This window comes from Bradyrhizobium sp. CCBAU 11430 (assembly GCF_028128855.1).
Taxonomy (GTDB): Bacteria; Pseudomonadota; Alphaproteobacteria; order Rhizobiales; family Xanthobacteraceae; genus Bradyrhizobium; species Bradyrhizobium ottawaense.
Map to the genome: position 1 here is coordinate 191,092 of NZ_LBJV01000071.1, position 16,867 is coordinate 207,958.

The 16,867-nt window shown below is 65.5% G+C and carries 17 protein-coding genes and 1 pseudogene; 7 read left to right on the top strand and 11 right to left on the bottom strand.

What is annotated here, in order from left to right:
* Positions 1–69: 69 nt before the first annotated feature.
* Positions 70–237 carry a hypothetical protein gene (locus XI04_RS32095; protein ID WP_162832259.1) on the bottom strand — a complete coding sequence of 56 codons (168 nt, stop codon included), beginning with the start codon at positions 235–237 and terminating at the stop codon, positions 70–72.
* 116 nt (positions 238–353) lie between these two features.
* On the opposite strand from XI04_RS32095, the gene XI04_RS32100 reads away from it, so the two are divergent.
* Positions 354–1,490, top strand: a complete 1,137-nt coding sequence (locus XI04_RS32100) for an alpha-hydroxy acid oxidase (RefSeq protein ID WP_028140522.1) — start codon at positions 354–356, stop codon at positions 1,488–1,490.
* A gap of 236 nt (positions 1,491–1,726) precedes the next feature.
* Here XI04_RS32100 and XI04_RS32105 read toward each other — a convergent pair.
* The 8 genes and pseudogenes from XI04_RS32105 to XI04_RS32140 form a co-directional block, all read right to left on the bottom strand.
* Positions 1,727–2,328 (bottom strand): annotated as a pseudogene (locus tag XI04_RS32105) (hypothetical protein).
* Positions 2,329–2,357: 29 nt separating this feature from the next.
* Positions 2,358–2,984, bottom strand: coding sequence for a hypothetical protein (locus XI04_RS32110; RefSeq protein ID WP_018318290.1), 627 nt, complete (start codon positions 2,982–2,984; stop codon positions 2,358–2,360).
* 56 nt (positions 2,985–3,040) lie between these two features.
* The gene (locus XI04_RS32115; RefSeq protein ID WP_028140524.1) at positions 3,041–3,880 is read right to left on the bottom strand and encodes a shikimate dehydrogenase; all 840 of its coding nucleotides are present in this window, start codon (positions 3,878–3,880) and stop codon (positions 3,041–3,043) included.
* A 73-nt stretch (positions 3,881–3,953) separates the two neighbouring features.
* Positions 3,954–5,696 carry a SulP family inorganic anion transporter gene (locus XI04_RS32120; RefSeq protein WP_028140525.1) on the bottom strand — a complete coding sequence of 581 codons (1,743 nt, stop codon included), beginning with the start codon at positions 5,694–5,696 and terminating at the stop codon, positions 3,954–3,956.
* Positions 5,697–5,791: 95 nt separating this feature from the next.
* On the bottom strand, positions 5,792–6,064 hold the full coding sequence (locus tag XI04_RS32125) for a helix-turn-helix domain-containing protein (protein ID WP_026201995.1): 273 nt from the start codon (positions 6,062–6,064) through the stop codon (positions 5,792–5,794).
* A gap of 317 nt (positions 6,065–6,381) precedes the next feature.
* Complete coding sequence (locus XI04_RS32130) at positions 6,382–8,430, bottom strand: elongation factor G (protein WP_028140526.1); 2,049 nt, start codon at positions 8,428–8,430, stop codon at positions 6,382–6,384.
* Between the two features lie 183 nt (positions 8,431–8,613).
* The gene (locus XI04_RS32135; RefSeq protein WP_028140527.1) at positions 8,614–9,093 is read right to left on the bottom strand and encodes a DUF992 domain-containing protein; all 480 of its coding nucleotides are present in this window, start codon (positions 9,091–9,093) and stop codon (positions 8,614–8,616) included.
* A gap of 428 nt (positions 9,094–9,521) precedes the next feature.
* Positions 9,522–10,724, bottom strand: coding sequence for a pyridoxal phosphate-dependent aminotransferase (locus XI04_RS32140; RefSeq protein WP_026201996.1), 1,203 nt, complete (start codon positions 10,722–10,724; stop codon positions 9,522–9,524).
* Between the two features lie 638 nt (positions 10,725–11,362).
* Between XI04_RS32140 and XI04_RS32145 the strand changes: the two genes are divergently transcribed.
* From XI04_RS32145 to XI04_RS32170, 6 genes are all read left to right on the top strand, one after another.
* Positions 11,363–12,013: a glutathione S-transferase family protein gene (locus XI04_RS32145; RefSeq protein ID WP_271623883.1), complete on the top strand. Its 651-nt coding sequence runs from the start codon at positions 11,363–11,365 to the stop codon at positions 12,011–12,013.
* Between the two features lie 150 nt (positions 12,014–12,163).
* Positions 12,164–12,340, top strand: coding sequence for a hypothetical protein (locus tag XI04_RS32150; RefSeq protein ID WP_018318299.1), 177 nt, complete (start codon positions 12,164–12,166; stop codon positions 12,338–12,340).
* Between the two features lie 73 nt (positions 12,341–12,413).
* Positions 12,414–12,569 carry a hypothetical protein gene (locus tag XI04_RS32155; RefSeq protein WP_092255007.1) on the top strand — a complete coding sequence of 52 codons (156 nt, stop codon included), beginning with the start codon at positions 12,414–12,416 and terminating at the stop codon, positions 12,567–12,569.
* A 128-nt stretch (positions 12,570–12,697) separates the two neighbouring features.
* The gene (locus XI04_RS32160) at positions 12,698–13,510 is read left to right on the top strand and encodes a PAS-domain containing protein (RefSeq protein WP_028140529.1); all 813 of its coding nucleotides are present in this window, start codon (positions 12,698–12,700) and stop codon (positions 13,508–13,510) included.
* 71 nt (positions 13,511–13,581) lie between these two features.
* Positions 13,582–14,037, top strand: coding sequence for a GNAT family N-acetyltransferase (locus XI04_RS32165; RefSeq protein ID WP_028140530.1), 456 nt, complete (start codon positions 13,582–13,584; stop codon positions 14,035–14,037).
* A 252-nt stretch (positions 14,038–14,289) separates the two neighbouring features.
* Positions 14,290–15,231 (top strand): aldo/keto reductase, encoded by a 942-nt coding sequence (locus XI04_RS32170; protein ID WP_028140531.1) that lies wholly within the window; start codon positions 14,290–14,292, stop codon positions 15,229–15,231.
* Positions 15,232–15,247: 16 nt separating this feature from the next.
* Here XI04_RS32170 and XI04_RS32175 read toward each other — a convergent pair whose 3' ends face one another.
* Positions 15,248–15,562, bottom strand: a complete 315-nt coding sequence (locus XI04_RS32175) for an antibiotic biosynthesis monooxygenase family protein (RefSeq protein WP_028140532.1) — start codon at positions 15,560–15,562, stop codon at positions 15,248–15,250.
* An 86-nt stretch (positions 15,563–15,648) separates the two neighbouring features.
* The gene (locus XI04_RS32180; RefSeq protein WP_271592891.1) at positions 15,649–16,866 is read right to left on the bottom strand and encodes a DUF1501 domain-containing protein; all 1,218 of its coding nucleotides are present in this window, start codon (positions 16,864–16,866) and stop codon (positions 15,649–15,651) included.
* Between the last annotated feature and the right edge of the window lies 1 nt (position 16,867).

Here is a 16,867-nt window from a genome sequence, read left to right on the forward strand (position 1 = left end):
CGCCGTACCGACAACGTCTTGTTAACATTATATTTCCGGCCCATGGCCTCGAAACAGGGTGGAACCCGTTTAATCGCTGCGCTTCACGTGGCCATCGCCGCGGCTCGGCGCCGGCTGGGTGACGTTGACGGGATCGGAGCCCGGAAAGGTCTCTTCCAGACCCTCTTCCAGGGCTTCCTCGAGATCACGCTTCTCCTTGATCTCTTCCGGCGAAGGTCCAGCGTGCGGCTTCGTCATGGCGCCCTCCTGCAAAACGGTCTGCAAACGGATTTGGCTGTGCATCCAACCATGCTAGATGACCCCGAAATCTTCCGATGCAAGACTCTTGGTACAAGACGGGCCGGGGAACGATCATGAAACATATCACCTGTATCGACGATCTTCGCACGCTGCATAAGCGCCGCGTGCCGAAGGCGTTCTTCGACTATTGCGACCGCGGCTCCTATGCCGAGGAGACGCTGCGCGCCAACCGCGAGGATATGCAGGCGATCAAGTTCCGCCAGCGCATCCTGGTCGATGTCTCCAAGCGCGACACTTCGACCACGATTCTCGGCGAGCCCTCGACCATGCCGCTGATGCTCGCCCCCGTCGGGCTGCTCGGCATGCAGCATGGCGACGGCGAAATTTATGCCTGCCGCGCCGCGCAGGCCGCCGGTATCCCGTTCACGCAATCGACCATGTCGATCTGCTCGATCGAGGACATCGCCGCCAATGTCGAGAAGCCGTTCTGGTTCCAGCTCTACGTCATGAAGGACCGCGGCTTCATCAAGGAATTGATCCAGCGCGCGATCGCGGCCAAGTGCAGCGCGCTGGTGCTCACCGTGGACCTCCAGGTCATCGGCCAGCGCCACGCCGACATCAAGAACGGCATGACCGTGCCCCCCGAATGGTCGCTGTCGAAGCTGCTGGATTTCGCCAGCAAGCCCAGCTGGGTCTCCGGCGTGCTGCAGGGCAAGCGCCGCACCTTCGGCAACATCGCCGGCCACGTGAAGAACACCGAGGATCTCAATCGCCTCGCCGAATGGACGGCCTCGCAGTTCGACACCTCGCTGAACTGGAAGGACGTCGAGTGGGTCCGCAGCATCTGGCCGGGCAAGCTGGTCATCAAGGGCATCCTCGACGTCGAGGATGCCGAGGAAGCCGCCAAGACCGGCGCGCAGGCGCTCGTCGTCTCCAACCATGGCGGCCGGCAGCTCGACGGTGCACCGTCATCGATCGAGGTGCTGCCGGAGATCGCCGATGCGGTCGGTGACAGGATGGAGATCATGTTCGACGGCGGCATCCGCTCCGGCCAGGACGTGATGCGCGCGCTCGCGCTCGGCGCAAAGTCCTGCATGCTCGGCCGCGCTTATGCCTACGGCCTGGGTGCCGGCGGCCAGGCCGGCGTCGCCAAGGCGATCGACATCATCCAGAAGGAGCTGCTCACCACCATGGGCCTGTGCGGCGTCAACCGGATCGACGAGATCGACGATCATGTCATCGCGATGTGAAAGGCATGCCGGGACGCGGCAGCAACAACGGCTGTCGTCCCGGACAAGCGCAGCGCTCGACAACGCGTAGCGTTGTCGGGAGCGGAGCGCTGATCCGGGACCCATAGCCACAGGAAGGTGTGGTTACGGGACTCGGGGTTACCAATCTTCGCCAAACTCCGCCCTGTGGTTATGATCCCGGATCTGCGCTTACGCTTGTCCGGGATGACACCGAGAATGCATCGGCGACTCTAGCCTCACATCGGTGGCGTAACTCCATCGCGCCCGACATTGACGCGGTTGGCCTCCAGCGAGCCGTCGTCCTTCTTCGCCGCGCCGAAGATGATCAGCTTGGCGCCCGGCTTCACTTCCGACTTGTCCGTGGCGATGAAGGTGACGATTGGCGTGTCCGGCGGCACCACGACCTTCTTCTCGCCGTCCTTGTATTTGACCGTGATGTTCTGGCCGTCGGTGCCTTTCACCGTCTGCGCCACGGTGGCATGGTCATGGTCGAATTGGCACGCGCGTCCCAGGGACGAAAACCCTCGGCCGCGCCGCGCTGGTTCTCCGGGAAGATACGCACCGCGATCGCCTTCTGCGTGCCGTCCGGTTCAGGCATGCCGGTGACGCCGATATAGGAGCCTTCCTTGATTTCCGACAGCTCCGTCTTCACCACGGCGAAGACGGCGACGTTGTCGGTCATGCGCACCTTCACGTCGCTGCCTTCGCGCGTCTTGATGCCGAGCATGTTGCCGTCGACACTTTCGATGGTGCCGCGGATGCGGACCGTCGGCGCCTGCTGCGCCGAGGCCGCGAACGAGGCGAGAGCGAGGACCGCTGCGAGCAGGCCGGATTTCATCGTCGAAGTCAGCATGATCCGGTCCTTTCTCACATCGGCGGCGTCAGGCCGTCACGGCCGACGCTGACGCGGTTGGTCTCGAACGAGCCGTCCGGCAGTTGCTTCATGAAGGCGATGACCTTGGCGCCGGCCTTGAGGTCGGATTTGTCGCCGGGCACGAAGGTCACCACCGGCGTGTTGTCGGCGACGAACACCTTCTTCTCGCCGTCCTTGTACTTGACCAGCAGCGTATGGCCGTCATTGCCGACCACGCTCTCCGACACCGTGGCGTTGGTCATGCTCGAATTCGGCTTGAGGTCATAGGGCCGCGAGCCCTCGCCGGTGCCGCGCATGCTCTCCGGAAACACGTGGACCTCGACCGCATTCTGGCCGCCGTCCGGTCCGGGCACCGTGGTGGCGCCGACGAAGGAGCCGACCTTGATGTCGGCGAGTGAAATTTTGGTAATCCCCGATACGTTCACGTCGGGAGCGATGCGCAGCTTGACGTCCTCGCCGCTGCGCGACTTGACCTGCATCGTGTCACCATTGACGCTTTCGATCGTGCCGCGCACGCGCGTCGGCACCGGTGCCCTCTGCGCGTAGGCATAGAGGGTGGAAGCGGCCACCATCGCGACGGCGATCAGCGGACGTGTGAAAGTTGCACGTTGAACAGACATGACGGTCTCCGATTGTCCCCACGGATGGAGAACTCCGGACGACGCGCGCTATTCTCTCAAGTCTTTGTGAGATCGGCCTCGACCAGCGCCCGCAGCTCGGCCGTGACCTCCGGCCGCCGGCCGAACCACAGCTCGAAGCCGCGCACCGCCTGATGCAGCAGCATGCCGAGCCCGTCTGCCGTCTTCAGGCCGCGCGCCGTTGCGGCGGCGAGCAGCGGCGTCACCAGCGGCACATAGACGAGGTCGGCGACCACCGCCGCCTGCGGCAGGCGCGCGACATCAACATCGAGTGAGGGCTGGCCGTGCATGCCGAGCGAGGTCGTGTTCACGAGAAGTTTTGCGCGCGGCAGCACGTCGTCGATCCCGTCCCACGTCACGGGATGCACGTTCGGCCCGAACTGTCTTGCCAGCGTCTCGGCCCGCGCGATGGTGCGATTGGCCAGATGGATGCGCTTGATCCCACGCTCGAGCAGACCGAACACGACCGCCCGCGAGGAGCCGCCGGCGCCGAGCACCAGCGCCTCCTCGGCGGCATCCCAGCCGGGCGCGCTGGCGTCGAGATTGCCGATGAAACCTTCGACGTCGGTGTTGGTCGAGCGCAGCTCGCCGTCGGCAAACCACAGCGTGTTCGCCGCGCCGACGGCCTTGGCGCGGGCATCGGGCGCCGACAGCGCCAGCACGCCCTCCTTGTGCGGGATCGTGACGTTGGCCCCGACGAAGCCGCGCAGCGACAGCCGCAGCACGAAATCCCTGAGATCCTCGGGCGGAACCGCTTCGATGACATAGCCGCCGGCAATGCCGAGCGTGCGCAGCCAGTAATGATGGATCAGCGGCGAGCGCGAATGCGCGGCCGGCCATCCGATCAGACAGGCTGCAGGAGCTTTGGGCGCGGTCATCTTTTCCTCGGGGTCGTATTCCCGAGGCGATCCATTTCGCGTCCCGTGGGGCCTGTCAAGCGTGCGGACGTCGCTAGTCCGCCGCTGCCTCCTCGCCCGCAGAGCCCTTGATGTCGGCAATCGCGCGATCGAGGCTCTGGCGATAGCGCGCCCGCGGCGGCGTCACGCCATGGGTGAGCAGCGCGCGGCGGACCGCGGGCGAGGCGCCGGTGATGAACAGCCGGATGCCCTGGCGGTGCGCCTTGGCGGCGACGCGGCCCAGCACGTTGGCCGCCGTCGAATCCAGGAACGGCACCGCGGCGAAATCGACCACGAAGGCCTTGCGCTTGTCGGCGACCTCGTCGAGCACGCCTCCGATGGCGGAGGCCGCGCCGAAGAAGAACGCGCCGGTGATGCGATAGACCAGCACGTCGCGATCGACCGCAAGCGCAGGATCGTAGCGAACGCGCTCGCCGTTGCCGTCGTCGGGACGATCGCCGGCGACCAGAGGCGAGCGTTCCTCGATGCCCGTCATCTCCGCCATGCGATGGATGAACAGCACGGCGCCGAGCGCAAAGCCGACCAGGATGCCTTCGGTCAGATCGCGGAAGATCGTCAGCAGGAAGGTCGCAAGCAGCACGACGGCGTCGCCCCACGACGAACGCAGGAGCGTGGCGAATTCGTGCTTCTCCGCCATGGTCCAGGCCACCACGACCAGCACCGAGGCGAGCGCGGCCAGCGGAATGTAGCTTGCGAGCGGCGCCGCGATCAGCATGAACAGCAGCAGGAACACGGAGTGCAGCATGCCTGCCAACGGCCCGCGCGCGCCGGCGCGGATGTTGGTCGCGGTTCGCGCGATCAGGCCGGTGACGCAGATGCCGCCGAACAGCGCCGAGCCGATATTGGCGGCGCCTTGCGCCACCAGCTCGCAATTGGAGCGGTGACGGCGCCCGGTCATGCCGTCGGCCACCACCGCCGACAGCAGCGATTCGATGGCGGCCAGCAGCGCGAATGAGATCGCATCCGGTAGCACGGCGGTCGCCTTCGCAACCGAGAACGCCGGCAGCACCGGCGAGGGCAATTCGCGCGGAATGCCGCCGAAGCGCGACCCGATGGTTTCCACCGGCAGCGACAGCACGGCACACGCAACGGCGGCGAGCACGACCGCGATCAGGATGCCGGGCCAGGACGGCCGCCAGATCCGCAAGGCCGCGATGATGGCGATGCTGATGATTGCGACCGCCACGGCGGATGGATTGATGGTGTTGAGACCGCCGGCGAGCGCGACCAGCTTTGGAACGAACTCGCTGGGCTCTTTCCCCGCAAGCGTGATGCCGCCGAGATCGCGGAGCTGGCTGGCGAAGATGATCACGGCGATGCCAGCGGTGAATCCGACCGTCACCGGATAGGGAATGAACTTGATGTAGGTGCCGACCCGGAGCAGGCCCGCGGCGATCAGGAATACGCCCGCCATCAGGGTGGCGAGGATGACGCCATCGACGCCGTGACGTTCCGCGGTCGCCGCGACCAATACGATGAAGGCGCCGGCGGGTCCGCCGATCTGGAACCGGCTGCCGCCGAGCAGCGAGGCGATGAAGCCGCCGACGACGGCGGTGTAGAGACCGCGGTCCGGCGTCACGCCCGAGGCGATCGCGATCGCCATCGACAGCGGTAGCGCCACGATCGCAACCGTCAGGCCCGCGAAGACGTCGGCGCGGAAGTCCGCGGCGCCGTAGCCTTCACGCCAGACGGTGACGAGCTTTGGCAGATACAATTCGGCAAAGGTCGGCTGACGCAGCTGGTGCAGCCGGCTTGCGTGATCGCTTGTGATGCTCATGCTCCGCTGCCCCACAATGCTCCACTGCATCGTGCGGCCGCGATTCGGACGCGACGGTGCGTTGGTTCAGTCTGCTCCGGGCATGACCCGCAAGATCACGCCCCCACCCGACGCGGCGGCCCGGGCTCCTTCAGGCGGACGCCACGCCCGCCGCTGTCGCTGCGGACCTGCTCGCCGATCAGCTCGACACCGGCCCGGTCGAACGCCTCGACCACCTTGATCAGGGTCTCGACCACGCCACGCACATTGCCGGTGCTGGCCTCCATCCGCTGGATGGTCGGCAGCGAAACGCCGGCGAGCTCGGCCAGGGTTTTCTGGTCAATGCCCAGCAGCGCGCGGGCTGCCCGCATCTGGAACGACGTGATCACCTTGGCCTCACTTACCAGAACTTATAAATGATATCTGAGACGTGTACAATGATGTAAAATACATCATCGGTGGGCAAGCGCAAGAGGGCTTGCGCCTATCGCCTCCGTCATCGCGAGGAGCTCTTGCGACGAAGCAATCCAGGCTCCCTGCGCAGAGACAGTCTGGATTGCTTCGCTACGCCCGCAATGACGAGTGGAGAGAGGGCGCGGCCTGAATGAAGCGCCGCACCCGTGGAGACAGCCCTCACCCCAACCCTCTCCCCGTAAGGACGGGGAGAGGGTGTGAGAGAGTGCGGTCCCTGACTAAGCCAGCTTGATCAAGCCGCGTGTTGATGCGCGGCGATGATCTGATCGGCGGCGCGGCCCGTGACTTCGGCCATGTGGTCGAACTGGCGGGTGAAGCTGCCGGCGCCGGCAGTGGCCGAGCGCAGCTCCACGATCAGTTCGCCGATCTCGGCTTCCGGCATCATGGCGCGAACGCAGTCCCAGCCGCCCCAGCCGTCACGCGTGTCGAAGCCGAGGATCTGGCCTCGCCGCGCCGACAGGATCGCGTTGATCTTGGCGGTGGCGTCGGTCGGACAGACGATCTCGACCACGTGGATCGGCTCCAGCAGCACTGACTGACAATGCGGCAGGCCCTCGTTGAGTCCGATCCGCGCCGCCGTGCGGAAGGCGAGATCGGAAGAGTCGACGCTGTGATAGGAGCCGTCGGTCAGCGTCACCTGCAAATCGGTGACGGGGAAACCGAGCGGACCTCGCGTCAATCCGTCGACGACGCCTTCTTCCACCGCGCCGATGTAGTTGCGCGGCACGGCGCCACCAACGACCTTCTCGGCGAACTTGAAGCCCTCGCCGCGCGGCAAGGGCCTGATGTCGAGCACGACGTCGCCGAACTGGCCGTGGCCGCCGGACTGCTTCTTGTGGCGGCCGCGCTGGACGATCGGCTTGCGGATGGTCTCCTGATAGCCGATGGCGGGTGGATGCGATGTGATCTTGACGCCGAAGCGGTCGCGCAACCGCTCGCCTGCGACGCGCAAGTGCATCTCGCCCTGCCCCCACAGCACGGTGTCGTGGGTCTGGGCGTTCATCACGATGACGAGCGACGGATCCTCCTCGTGCAGCCGCGTCAGCGCCTGGCCGAGCTTGACGTCGTCCTTGCGGTCGGTGGCCGCAACCGAGATCGCGAGCACCGGTGGCGTCGGCTCCGGGACCGCGAGCGCCGCAGGCGGGGTCTTGCCGCTCGAGACCGTGTCGCCGGTCTTGACCGGATCGAGCTTGGCGAGCGCCACCGTGTCGCCGGCTTCGGCAGCGGCACGCTTGGTGTCGTAGGCGCCGTTGACGGCGAGGATGCCGGAGATGCGGCCCGCTCCTCCGGAAGCGGATTGCAGCGTGGCGCCGTCGTCGAGATGGCCGGCGAGCAGCCGCGTCAATGACAGTTTGCCGCCATGCTGCGAATGCAGCGTCTTGAACACGAAGCCGAGCGCGTCCCTGGTCTCGGGAACGCCGAGACGTTTTGCGGTCTCCGCTATTCCCGGCGCCTCGTGACGCAGCGCCTTCATCAGGCGCAGCACGCCGTTTTCGCGCGCGGCTGCCCCTAACAGCACAGGGCAGATCACCCCTTCGCGCAATTCGCGGGCGAGATCGTCGAACACGGCATCACGCGGCGGCTGGATGTCTTCGAGCAGCTGCTCCATCAGTGCGTCGTCGTGATCGGCGAGCTTCTCCAGCATCGAGAAGCGGGCTTCCTTCTCGCGATCGAGATTGCCGCCTTCGAGCGCGACCACCTCGGAGGCCTTGTGCTCACGATAAATGAAGGCGCGTTCCAGCGCGAGATCGACGAAGCCCTCGATCAGCTCGTCCTTCCAGATCGGGATCTGGCGCAGCACCAGCGGCACGCGGGAGGCGGGCTGCAGCATTGCGAGCGACTCGCGGATGCGCTGGCTCGCGCGGTCGATCTTGTTGAGGAACAGGAAACGCGGGATCTTCAGCTCCTCCAGCTCGCGCAGGATGATCTGAAGCTGCGGCAGCTTTTTCTCGTCGGCCTCGCAGACCACGATCGCGGCATCGACCGCGGGCAGCGCGGCGCGCATGTCGTGGGCAAACTCGACGGAACCGGGACAATCGAGGAAAGTGTAGCTGTCGCCCATGAAACTCGTGGTAGCGGCAGTGAGCCCGACGGTCATCTTGTGATGACGGGCCTCGGGCGCAGCGTCGCCGACGGAAGTTCCGGCGTCGACACTGCCGGCACGCGGGATTGCGCCCGTTCGCGCCAGTATTGCTTCGAGAAGTGTGGTTTTACCGCTTTGGAAAGGGCCCACCAGCGCGATGCACCGTGGACCTCGGGGACTTCTGACGTCTTGTCCCATTCGCCGCCTCCTTGGTGTGGAGCTCGGCCCGTGATTGGGTCGGCAATCGCGGATGCTCTGCCCGTCCCCGAGATTTGGCAAGCATCAAACGTCGCTGCGGTGCGTCGTCGATTAGACCAAGTCTTAACAGTGGTGTTCCACCTCTGGGAAGAGGTGGAGCAGCACCACCCGCCCGGCGCGCGATCAACGGCCCGGACGAAGTTCCAGGCTCTCGAGGCCGGCGGCAATGTTGAGGCCAACCTGGCCCTGCACGCTGAGCGGCTGGAGCGCGATCGAATTGTTGGAGCCGCCGACCAGCACGTTACCCCCCAAGCCGACACCGACCGAGGCGCTGCCCTGCGCACCGGCATAATTGCCGGAGAGGTCGCCGGGGCCGAGCCGGTCGACCGGCGCGAACACGCCCCACGCCAAAGCCGTCTCCTGGGTGATGCCGATGTCGAGACCGACTTTGCGGATGGTTGCGACGTAACGATCGTCGGGCAGACCGTCGGCGCGCAGCACGCAGCCGAGATGGGTCACCGATCCCACGATGAAGCCGACGCTGGCGCCGCCGCGGCATTCGAGCACGCCGACCCGCGCCATCCGCTGCTGCGCACTGCCGCTCACGCTGGAGGCAACGAGGCTGGCGGCGGCGAGCCCGGCGAAGATGAACGAACGGCGCATGAAATGTCTCCGGCGATGAAGTGATGCGAGCAGAGAAGGCGCACTGCACGCTGCGCGATGGTCTATGCCACAAGTGCGTTGTGGGTGCCAGATCGCAGGCGGTTAGAATCGAGCTTGTGGAGAGAGCCCCTCACCCCACCCTCTCAGGGCGAGCTTTGCTCGTCCCGCCCCCGTGAGAACGGGGCGAGGGAGTGAGAGAGCGGCGCGCCCCTCGCCCAAAGCCAATCAAACTTCAATCGCGCGTGGCGGGCGTCCTAACCTCTCCCCGCTCTTCAGCGGGGAGAGGTCGGATCACATCGCAGATGTGATCCGGGTGAGGGGCATGGCAAAATGTCGGCCAGATCAATCGTCCATCCAACTCCACTTATCGAACACGCATAAAAAAGGCCCGCACGAAGCGGGCCTTTTCAATTCTCGTTGCGACGGTCTCAGCGCAGATTACCGCAGAAGCGCTGGATACGTTTGCAGGCATCTTCGAGGTCCGAGGTCTTGGTCGCGTAGGAGATGCGGAACGCCGGGCCGAGGCCGAAGGCCGAACCCTGCACCACCGCGACGCCTTCGGTCTCAAGGAGCTCGGTGACGAAAGTCTCGTCATTGTCGATCACCTTGCCCGACGGCGCGGTCTTGCCGATCGTGCCGGCGCAGGACGGATAGACGTAGAAGGCGCCCTCGGGACGCGGGCATTCGATGCCCTTGGCCTGGTTGAGCATTGAGACGACGAGGTCGCGCCGCTCCTTGAACACCTTGTTGTTGGCGGGGATGAAGTCCTGCGGACCGTTCAGAGCTTCCACCGCGGCCCATTGCGCGATCGAGGACGGGTTCGAGGTCGACTGCGACTGGATGGTCGACATCGCCTTGATCAGCTGCGCGGGACCGCCGGCATAGCCGATGCGCCAGCCGGTCATGCAATAGGCCTTCGACACGCCGTTCACGGTGAGTGTGCGGTCGTAGAGTTTCGGCTCGACCTGCGCGACCGTGGTGAACTGGAAGTCGTCATAGACGAGATGCTCGTACATGTCGTCGGTCATCACCCACACATGGGGATGCTTCACCAGCACGTCGGTGAGCGCCTTCAGTTCCGAACGCGTGTAGGCGGCTCCCGTCGGGTTCGACGGCGAGCACAGGATCACCCATTTCGTCTTCGGCGTGATCGCGCGCTCGAGCGCCTCGGCCTGGAGCTTGAAGCCGGTCGCGGCGGTGCAGACCACCGGCACCGGCTCGCCGCCGGCGAGTGCCACCATCTCAGGATAGCTGACCCAGTACGGCGCGGGAATGATCACCTCGTCGCCCGGATTGATGGTCGCCATCAGCGCGTTGTACAGCACCTGCTTGCCGCCGGTGCCGACGATGATCTGGTTCGGCTTGTAGGCAACGCCGTTCTCGCGCTGGAATTTCGCGATGATCGCGTCCTTCAGCTCGGGAATGCCGTCGACCGCGGTGTACTTGGTCTTGCCGGCCTCGATGGCGCGGATCGCGGCCAGCTTGATGTTGGCGGGCGTGTCGAAGTCGGGCTCGCCGGCACCGAGGCCGATGACGTTGCGGCCCGCCGCTTTCAGCGCGCGTGCTTTATCCGTGACCGCGATGGTCGCGGACGGCTTCACACGGTCGAGCGCAGCGGCAAGGAAGGACATCGTCATCTCCTGACAAGCGTCGAAAAGCCCTGGGCCTCACGACTCTGATTGTGGGAATGAGATACCCTAAAACGTGTGCCGCTGCGCCGCAAGAAACTTCGGCCCGATCTCGGAAAAACTTACGGATCTGGAGTGGTTCAAGCAACGATTCCAAGCAATTTTCCGCAACTTTACCGCGCGAATCGCTCATATCCCGGAAAGCTTGTCCTCGGAGCAATTTTGCGTGTTGCGCGCTCAAGCTCCGTCATGGCCGGGCATAGCCGCCCGAAGGACGGCGTCGCTCTCCGCTCGCCTGTGTCCCGGCCATCCACGCCTCACCGCGGCACGACGAACGTGGATGCCCGGGGACAAGCCCGGGCATGACGGCACACTGGATTGCACTGGATTGATGACAGCGCTCTTCCCCAATCGCTCGCCCTGCGCACGATCGCGCGAGCCAAGCGCTCGCATGCTGACGCAAGCGTGATCTGATTTGCATCGTCGCGCGGAAATGATCTTTCGCGGCGTTGCAGTGCGGTAGGGATTTCGAGTTTTTCTATTGGCCGGCCCTTGCGGCGGATTCGCATCGGCATCATTGTTTAGCCGCCTCGCGCGGCAACGAGCGACGCGCGTCCCCGTCTTCCGGAATCATTCTCAGAATGTACAAGCTCTATTCGATGCAACGCTCGGGCAACAGCTACAAGGTCCGCCTTGCGCTGGCGCTGCTCAACGTGCCTTACGAAGCGATCGAGGTGGACATTCTGCGCGGCGAGAGCCGCACGCCGGACTTTCTGTCCAAGAACCCGTCGGGACAGGTGCCGCTGCTCGAGGTCGGAGACGACCGCTTTCTCGCGGAGTCCAACGCCATCCTCTGGTACGTCGCCGTCGGCACGCCACTCGCGCCGCAGAACCGCATCGACCGCGCCGAGGCGCTGCAATGGATGTTCTTCGAGCAGCACGCGCTGGAGCCGAACATCGGCGCCGCCTATTTCTGGCTATCATTGGTCAAGGGCGGCCGCGACCTCCAGACCCATTCGCTGGAGGACTGGATGGAGCGCGGCTATGGCGCGCTCCAGGTGATGGAGAACCACCTCAAGACCAACGCCTATTTCGCCGCGCGCCAGCTCACGGTCGCCGACATCGCATTGTACGGCTACACCCACCTCGCCGACCGCTGCGACTTCGACCTCCAGGCCTTCCCGGCGATCCGCGACTGGCTGAAGCGGGTGGAAGCGGCGCCAGGCTTCGTGTCGATGGACTGGCGGCCGGCCGACGTCGACGACCCCGCCAGCATTGCCGCCGGCGCCTGAGCGCGCGCTCTGGCGAATAGCGGGTACAAGGGCAACATTCGCCGCAATCCCGCCATTTTCCGCGCGATAGCCGCCGCAATATTGCCGGTTGAAACTGGGAAATTGTGGAAAGTCGCGGGTGATTCGCTCGCGCGTTGAAGGATTTAGACCATGATACGGGCGTCCGGCACGGCAGGCTTTCAGGGCCATCCCGCTACCGTCGCGTCTTCCCGGCTGACCAACGCGGTCGCGGCCTCGCTCGCCGTCGCCGCGCTCTCGCTGTGCCTGATCGTCACCCTGACGGTGCTGTCGACCAAGGCGACCATGGCGATGGGCCTGCCGGTCTGATTCCCGTTTCATCCTGGTCCAGCCTTCAAGGCGCCGCGTGCCCCGCGCCTTCAGGCATCGCGACAGGACGTCGATGAAATCACCCGTGGTAGTCGTTGCAATCACACTGACTGCGGCCATTTTGGTCGCGGCGTCGCTGTTGATTGTCGTCACGCGCAAGGGCCCGGGGATTTCGACGCTGAATGCGCCGGCGCTGCAACAGCCCCTCAAGCACGCCCACTTGGTCTAAAATCATCCGAAAACCTGAAGCTTGCACGCAAGCGGGCCTTAAACACATCGCGGGAAAACGTATCGCGGTGACGCAACGATCAGTCAGTGTTGCGACGTTACCTCGTTCGGGAGTAGCGAGACGGGTCCATGCGGTTCGGATGGCGTGCGATCTCCGGTCCGGTGCTGACGGCAGCAACCCTGCTGCTGGCGATGCTTTTCGATCGCTTTCTCCCCACTACCTCGCCCGTTCCGCTGCTCGTCGGCATCGTGGCGCTCGCCGGCGCACTGTCGGGTCTCGCCTCCGCCGTCACCAGCGCGGCCGTCGCGGTGATCGGTGCGGCGCTGCTCCTCCTCGGCCGCCACGGTGTTTCCGGCTTGACCATCACCGATCTGGTCCAACTCGGCCTGCTGGCGATCACGGCTGCCGCCACCGCCGGCATCACCGGCCTGATGCGCGAGCGGCTGCTCGGCACGGTCGCGGCCGAGCGCCGGAGCCACGCCACGGCGGCACGGCTGTCGGCCGCGCTCGACCAGGTCGATATCGGCATCGTGCTGCTCGATACCGAGACGCGGGCCGAGTTCATCAACCGCGCGTTTCGCGATTATTTCGCGGTGCCGGACGAGATCGCCGACGGCAGGCCGCCCTTCATCGCCCTGATGTATCACGGCCGCGACACCGGCGCGTTCGAGCTGCCCGAAGACGAGCTCGGCACCTTCATCGCGCAGCGCATGGAGATGGTGCGCATCGGCGATGCCACGCCGATCAACATCGCCTTGCGCACCGGCGAGGTGTTGCGCTTCGTCTGCGCCGCGCTGCCCGACGGCGGACGCATGCTGAGCTACACGCCGGTGACCGACCTCGTCCGCCACACCGACGCGCCCTCACGCGCCGACTACTACCGCTCGCTGCGCGATCCCACGGGCCGCAGGCTGATCCGGCATCTGCGCGCCGCGGAGTGATGCGACTGGCGATTGATCGGCACGCCCGTCATCACGTATGAAGGACGTCCCATCGATCGCAGGAATTCCACATGTCGCTCACCATTCGCGCCGTCACCAGGCAGGACTACGATCAATGGCTGCCGCTGTGGGACGGCTATAACGCCTTCTACGGCCGCTCCGGCCCGACCGCGCTGGCGGGCGAGATCACTGCAATGACGTGGCAGCGTTTCTTCGATGCCTATGAACCGGTGCATGGGTTGGTCGCCGAGAGCGACGGCAAGCTGCTCGGCATGACGAACTACCTGTTTCATCGCAGCACCACCGCGATCGAGCCGTCCTGCTATTTGCAGGACCTGTTCACGCTGGAAGCCGCGCGCGGCAAGGGCGTCGCCTCGGCGCTGATCCACGGCGTGTATGAGCGGGCGAAACTGGCGGGATCGCCACGCGTCTATTGGCAGACGCACGAGACCAATCTCACGGCACAGCGCCTGTACGACAAGGTCGCGGAGCGTTCCGGCTTCATCGTCTATCGCAAGCTGTTCTGATCCCCGCCCGCACCCTGTGGATAACTCCGCCTGTCACCCGCCCGTAACATAGCGGGGCTACGCTGCATTTGCGTCTGATCAGGCCCCCCGTCACCGATCAAGCGCCCCAAGCGGTCCCCGTCAGTCGCCGCGTCTGACAGGGGCCGCATTTTTTTGTCCGCCTTGTCAGCATGGCAGCAGCGCGGCGCGCGCCTTGCTGCTGCGGCGCACGATGGTCACAATGAGTGGCTGCTCTCTCTGACAGGATCTCCCATGGAAATTCGCAATCTCGGCGCCTCCGGCCTTCGCGTGTCCGCGGTCGGGCTCGGCTGCAACAATTTCGGCCAGCGCACGGATCTGGAGACCTCGCGCAAGGTGATCCATCGCGCGCTCGACCTCGGCATCACGCTGTTCGACACGGCCGACATCTATTCGAACATGGGCGGCTCGGAAAACGTGCTCGGCGCCGTGCTGGGCGACCGCCGCAAGGACATCGTGCTGGCGACGAAATATTCAAAGCCGATGGCGGAGGACGGAACCAAGCAGGGCGCCTCGCGCCGCTACATCATGGACGCCGTCGAAGCGAGCCTGAAGCGGCTGAAGACCGATTACATCGATCTCTATCAGCAGCACGACTATGACCCGCTGACGCCGATCGAGGAGAGCCTGCGCGCGCTCGACGATCTCGTCCGCCAGGGCAAGGTCCGCTACATCGGCAATTCCAACTTCCCGGCCTGGCGCGTCGCTGAAGCCGAGTACGTCGCGCGCGCGATGAATGTCAGCCGCTTCGTGTCGTGCCAGGACGAATACAGCCTCCTGGTGCGGGACATCGAAAAGGACCTGCTGCCGGCAGCGCAGGAGTACAAGCTCGGCCTTCTGCCGTTCTTCCCGCTCGCCAGCGGCCTCCTGACCGGCAAGTACCGGAAGGGCGAGGCCGCGCCCGACGACACCCGCTTCGGCAAGGTGGAGCGGCTGCGCGACCGCTACGTCACACCGCGCAACGAGGACATCGTCGAGAAGCTCCAGGCCTTCGCCAAGGCCCGTGGCCACAGCATGCTAGAGCTCGCCTTCTCCTGGCTCGCCGCCCGCCCGCAGGTGTCCAGCGTGATCGCCGGCGCCACCCGCGTCGAGCAGATCGAGCAGAACGTCAAGGCGATCGCCTGGAAGCTCAGCGCGGATGAGATGGCGGAGATCGACAAGATCACGCTGGGCTGACGTTCGAGGCGCGGCGCTACTTCGCGACGGTCTGAATCACCTCAAAGCCTTCGAACTGGGGATGGCCGAGATAGAGCGGCTTGTTGTCGCCTGCCTTGTGGTGCGCGGCCCGAAACGCTTCGGACTTGGTCCAGGCGTCGAACGCGGCATGGTTTGCCCACACGGTGTGCGAGGCAAAGAGCGTGTGGTCCTCGAGCTCGGGGCCGCGCAGCAGATGGAATTCGACGAAGCCCGGCACCTTGTCCAGATGCGTATCGCGGCCGAGCCAGACCTGCTCGAAGGCGGCCTCGGAGCCCTTGACGACACGGAAGCGGTTCATGGCGATGTACATGGGGATGGTTCTCCTGATGCTGCACCATTATCTCGTCATTCCGGGATGCGCCGCAAGGCGCAGGCCCGGAATGACGGCGCGTGGGGTTAGGCGACCAATCCCTTCATCGGCCGTGCTCCCGCACTATCCGGGAACACCGTCTCGGCCAGCACGCGATCGGACAGGCCGAACTGGCCCTGCAGCACGCCCTTGATCACGGAGCGAAGATCGGTGGTCGGCTTGAGATCGCGAGCTTCATACAAGTTCGCGAGCTTGAGGCCCGGCCAGTCGGAGATGACCCGGCCGCCTTTCACGGCGCCGCCGGCGAGCAGCGCGATCGTCCCGGTGCCGTGATCGGTGCCGTCGGTGCCATTGATGCGCGCGGTGCGGCCGAATTCAGTGGCGACGATGATGACGGTGTCGCGCCAGCGCTCCCCCAAACCGCTTTGGAATTCGGCGAGTGCGCCATCGAGCCCGCCGAGCAGGAAGGCGAGACGACCGACCGGGCCGCCTTCATTGGCATGCGTGTCCCAGCCGTCGAAGGCGAGCGCGGCGATGCGCGGGCCATCGTCGGCCGCCATCAGCTTCGCAGCGCCGCGCGCGACCTGGCGCATCTGCATCACCGCATTGCCGGGTTTTGGCTTCATGTCGTCACCGCTCGCGGCCTTGTCGAGCTGAAGGCCTTGCGACAAGGCCATCGCCAGCGCGGGATCGCGATGACGGTAGAGATCGACGAGGCGCATCGCGGTGTCGTCATCCGCCTGCGGCAGCGCCACCGGCGCCCAGCCGACGGTCGGCGCGTTTCCGCGCAGCACCAGCGGCGTGGTAGGCCCGACCGCAAGAGCGCTCGATACGCGCTCGCCGCGCGGCAGCGCTTCCAGCGCGCGATTGAGCCAACCGGACTGCACGCGGCCAGGCCCGGCATAACCGCTCTCCAGCACGTCCTGGCCGTCGAAATGCGAGCGGTCGCGATAGGGGGTCGCCACCGCATGGATCACCGCAGCGTGCTTGTCGCGATACATCCGCGCGAATTCCGGCATCGCCGGATGCAGCGCGAAGAAGGAGTCCAGCATGATCGCGGGATGCGCGCCGTCCGCGGCCAGCGCGATCGAACCGTGCAGGCCGGCATAGTCAGGGTCGCCGATCGGCGCGACGGTCGAGAGACCGTCGAGCGCGCCGCGCAGGATCACCACGAGCAGCCGGGGATCGCGCCCATCGGCGGCGCGTGCGAATTTCGGCAAGTAAGCCCAGGCCGCGAAGGAGGCGCCGCCGAGCAGCAGGCCGCGGCGCGAGGTGAGGAGCCGGTTCTCGACGCAGTCGACCATC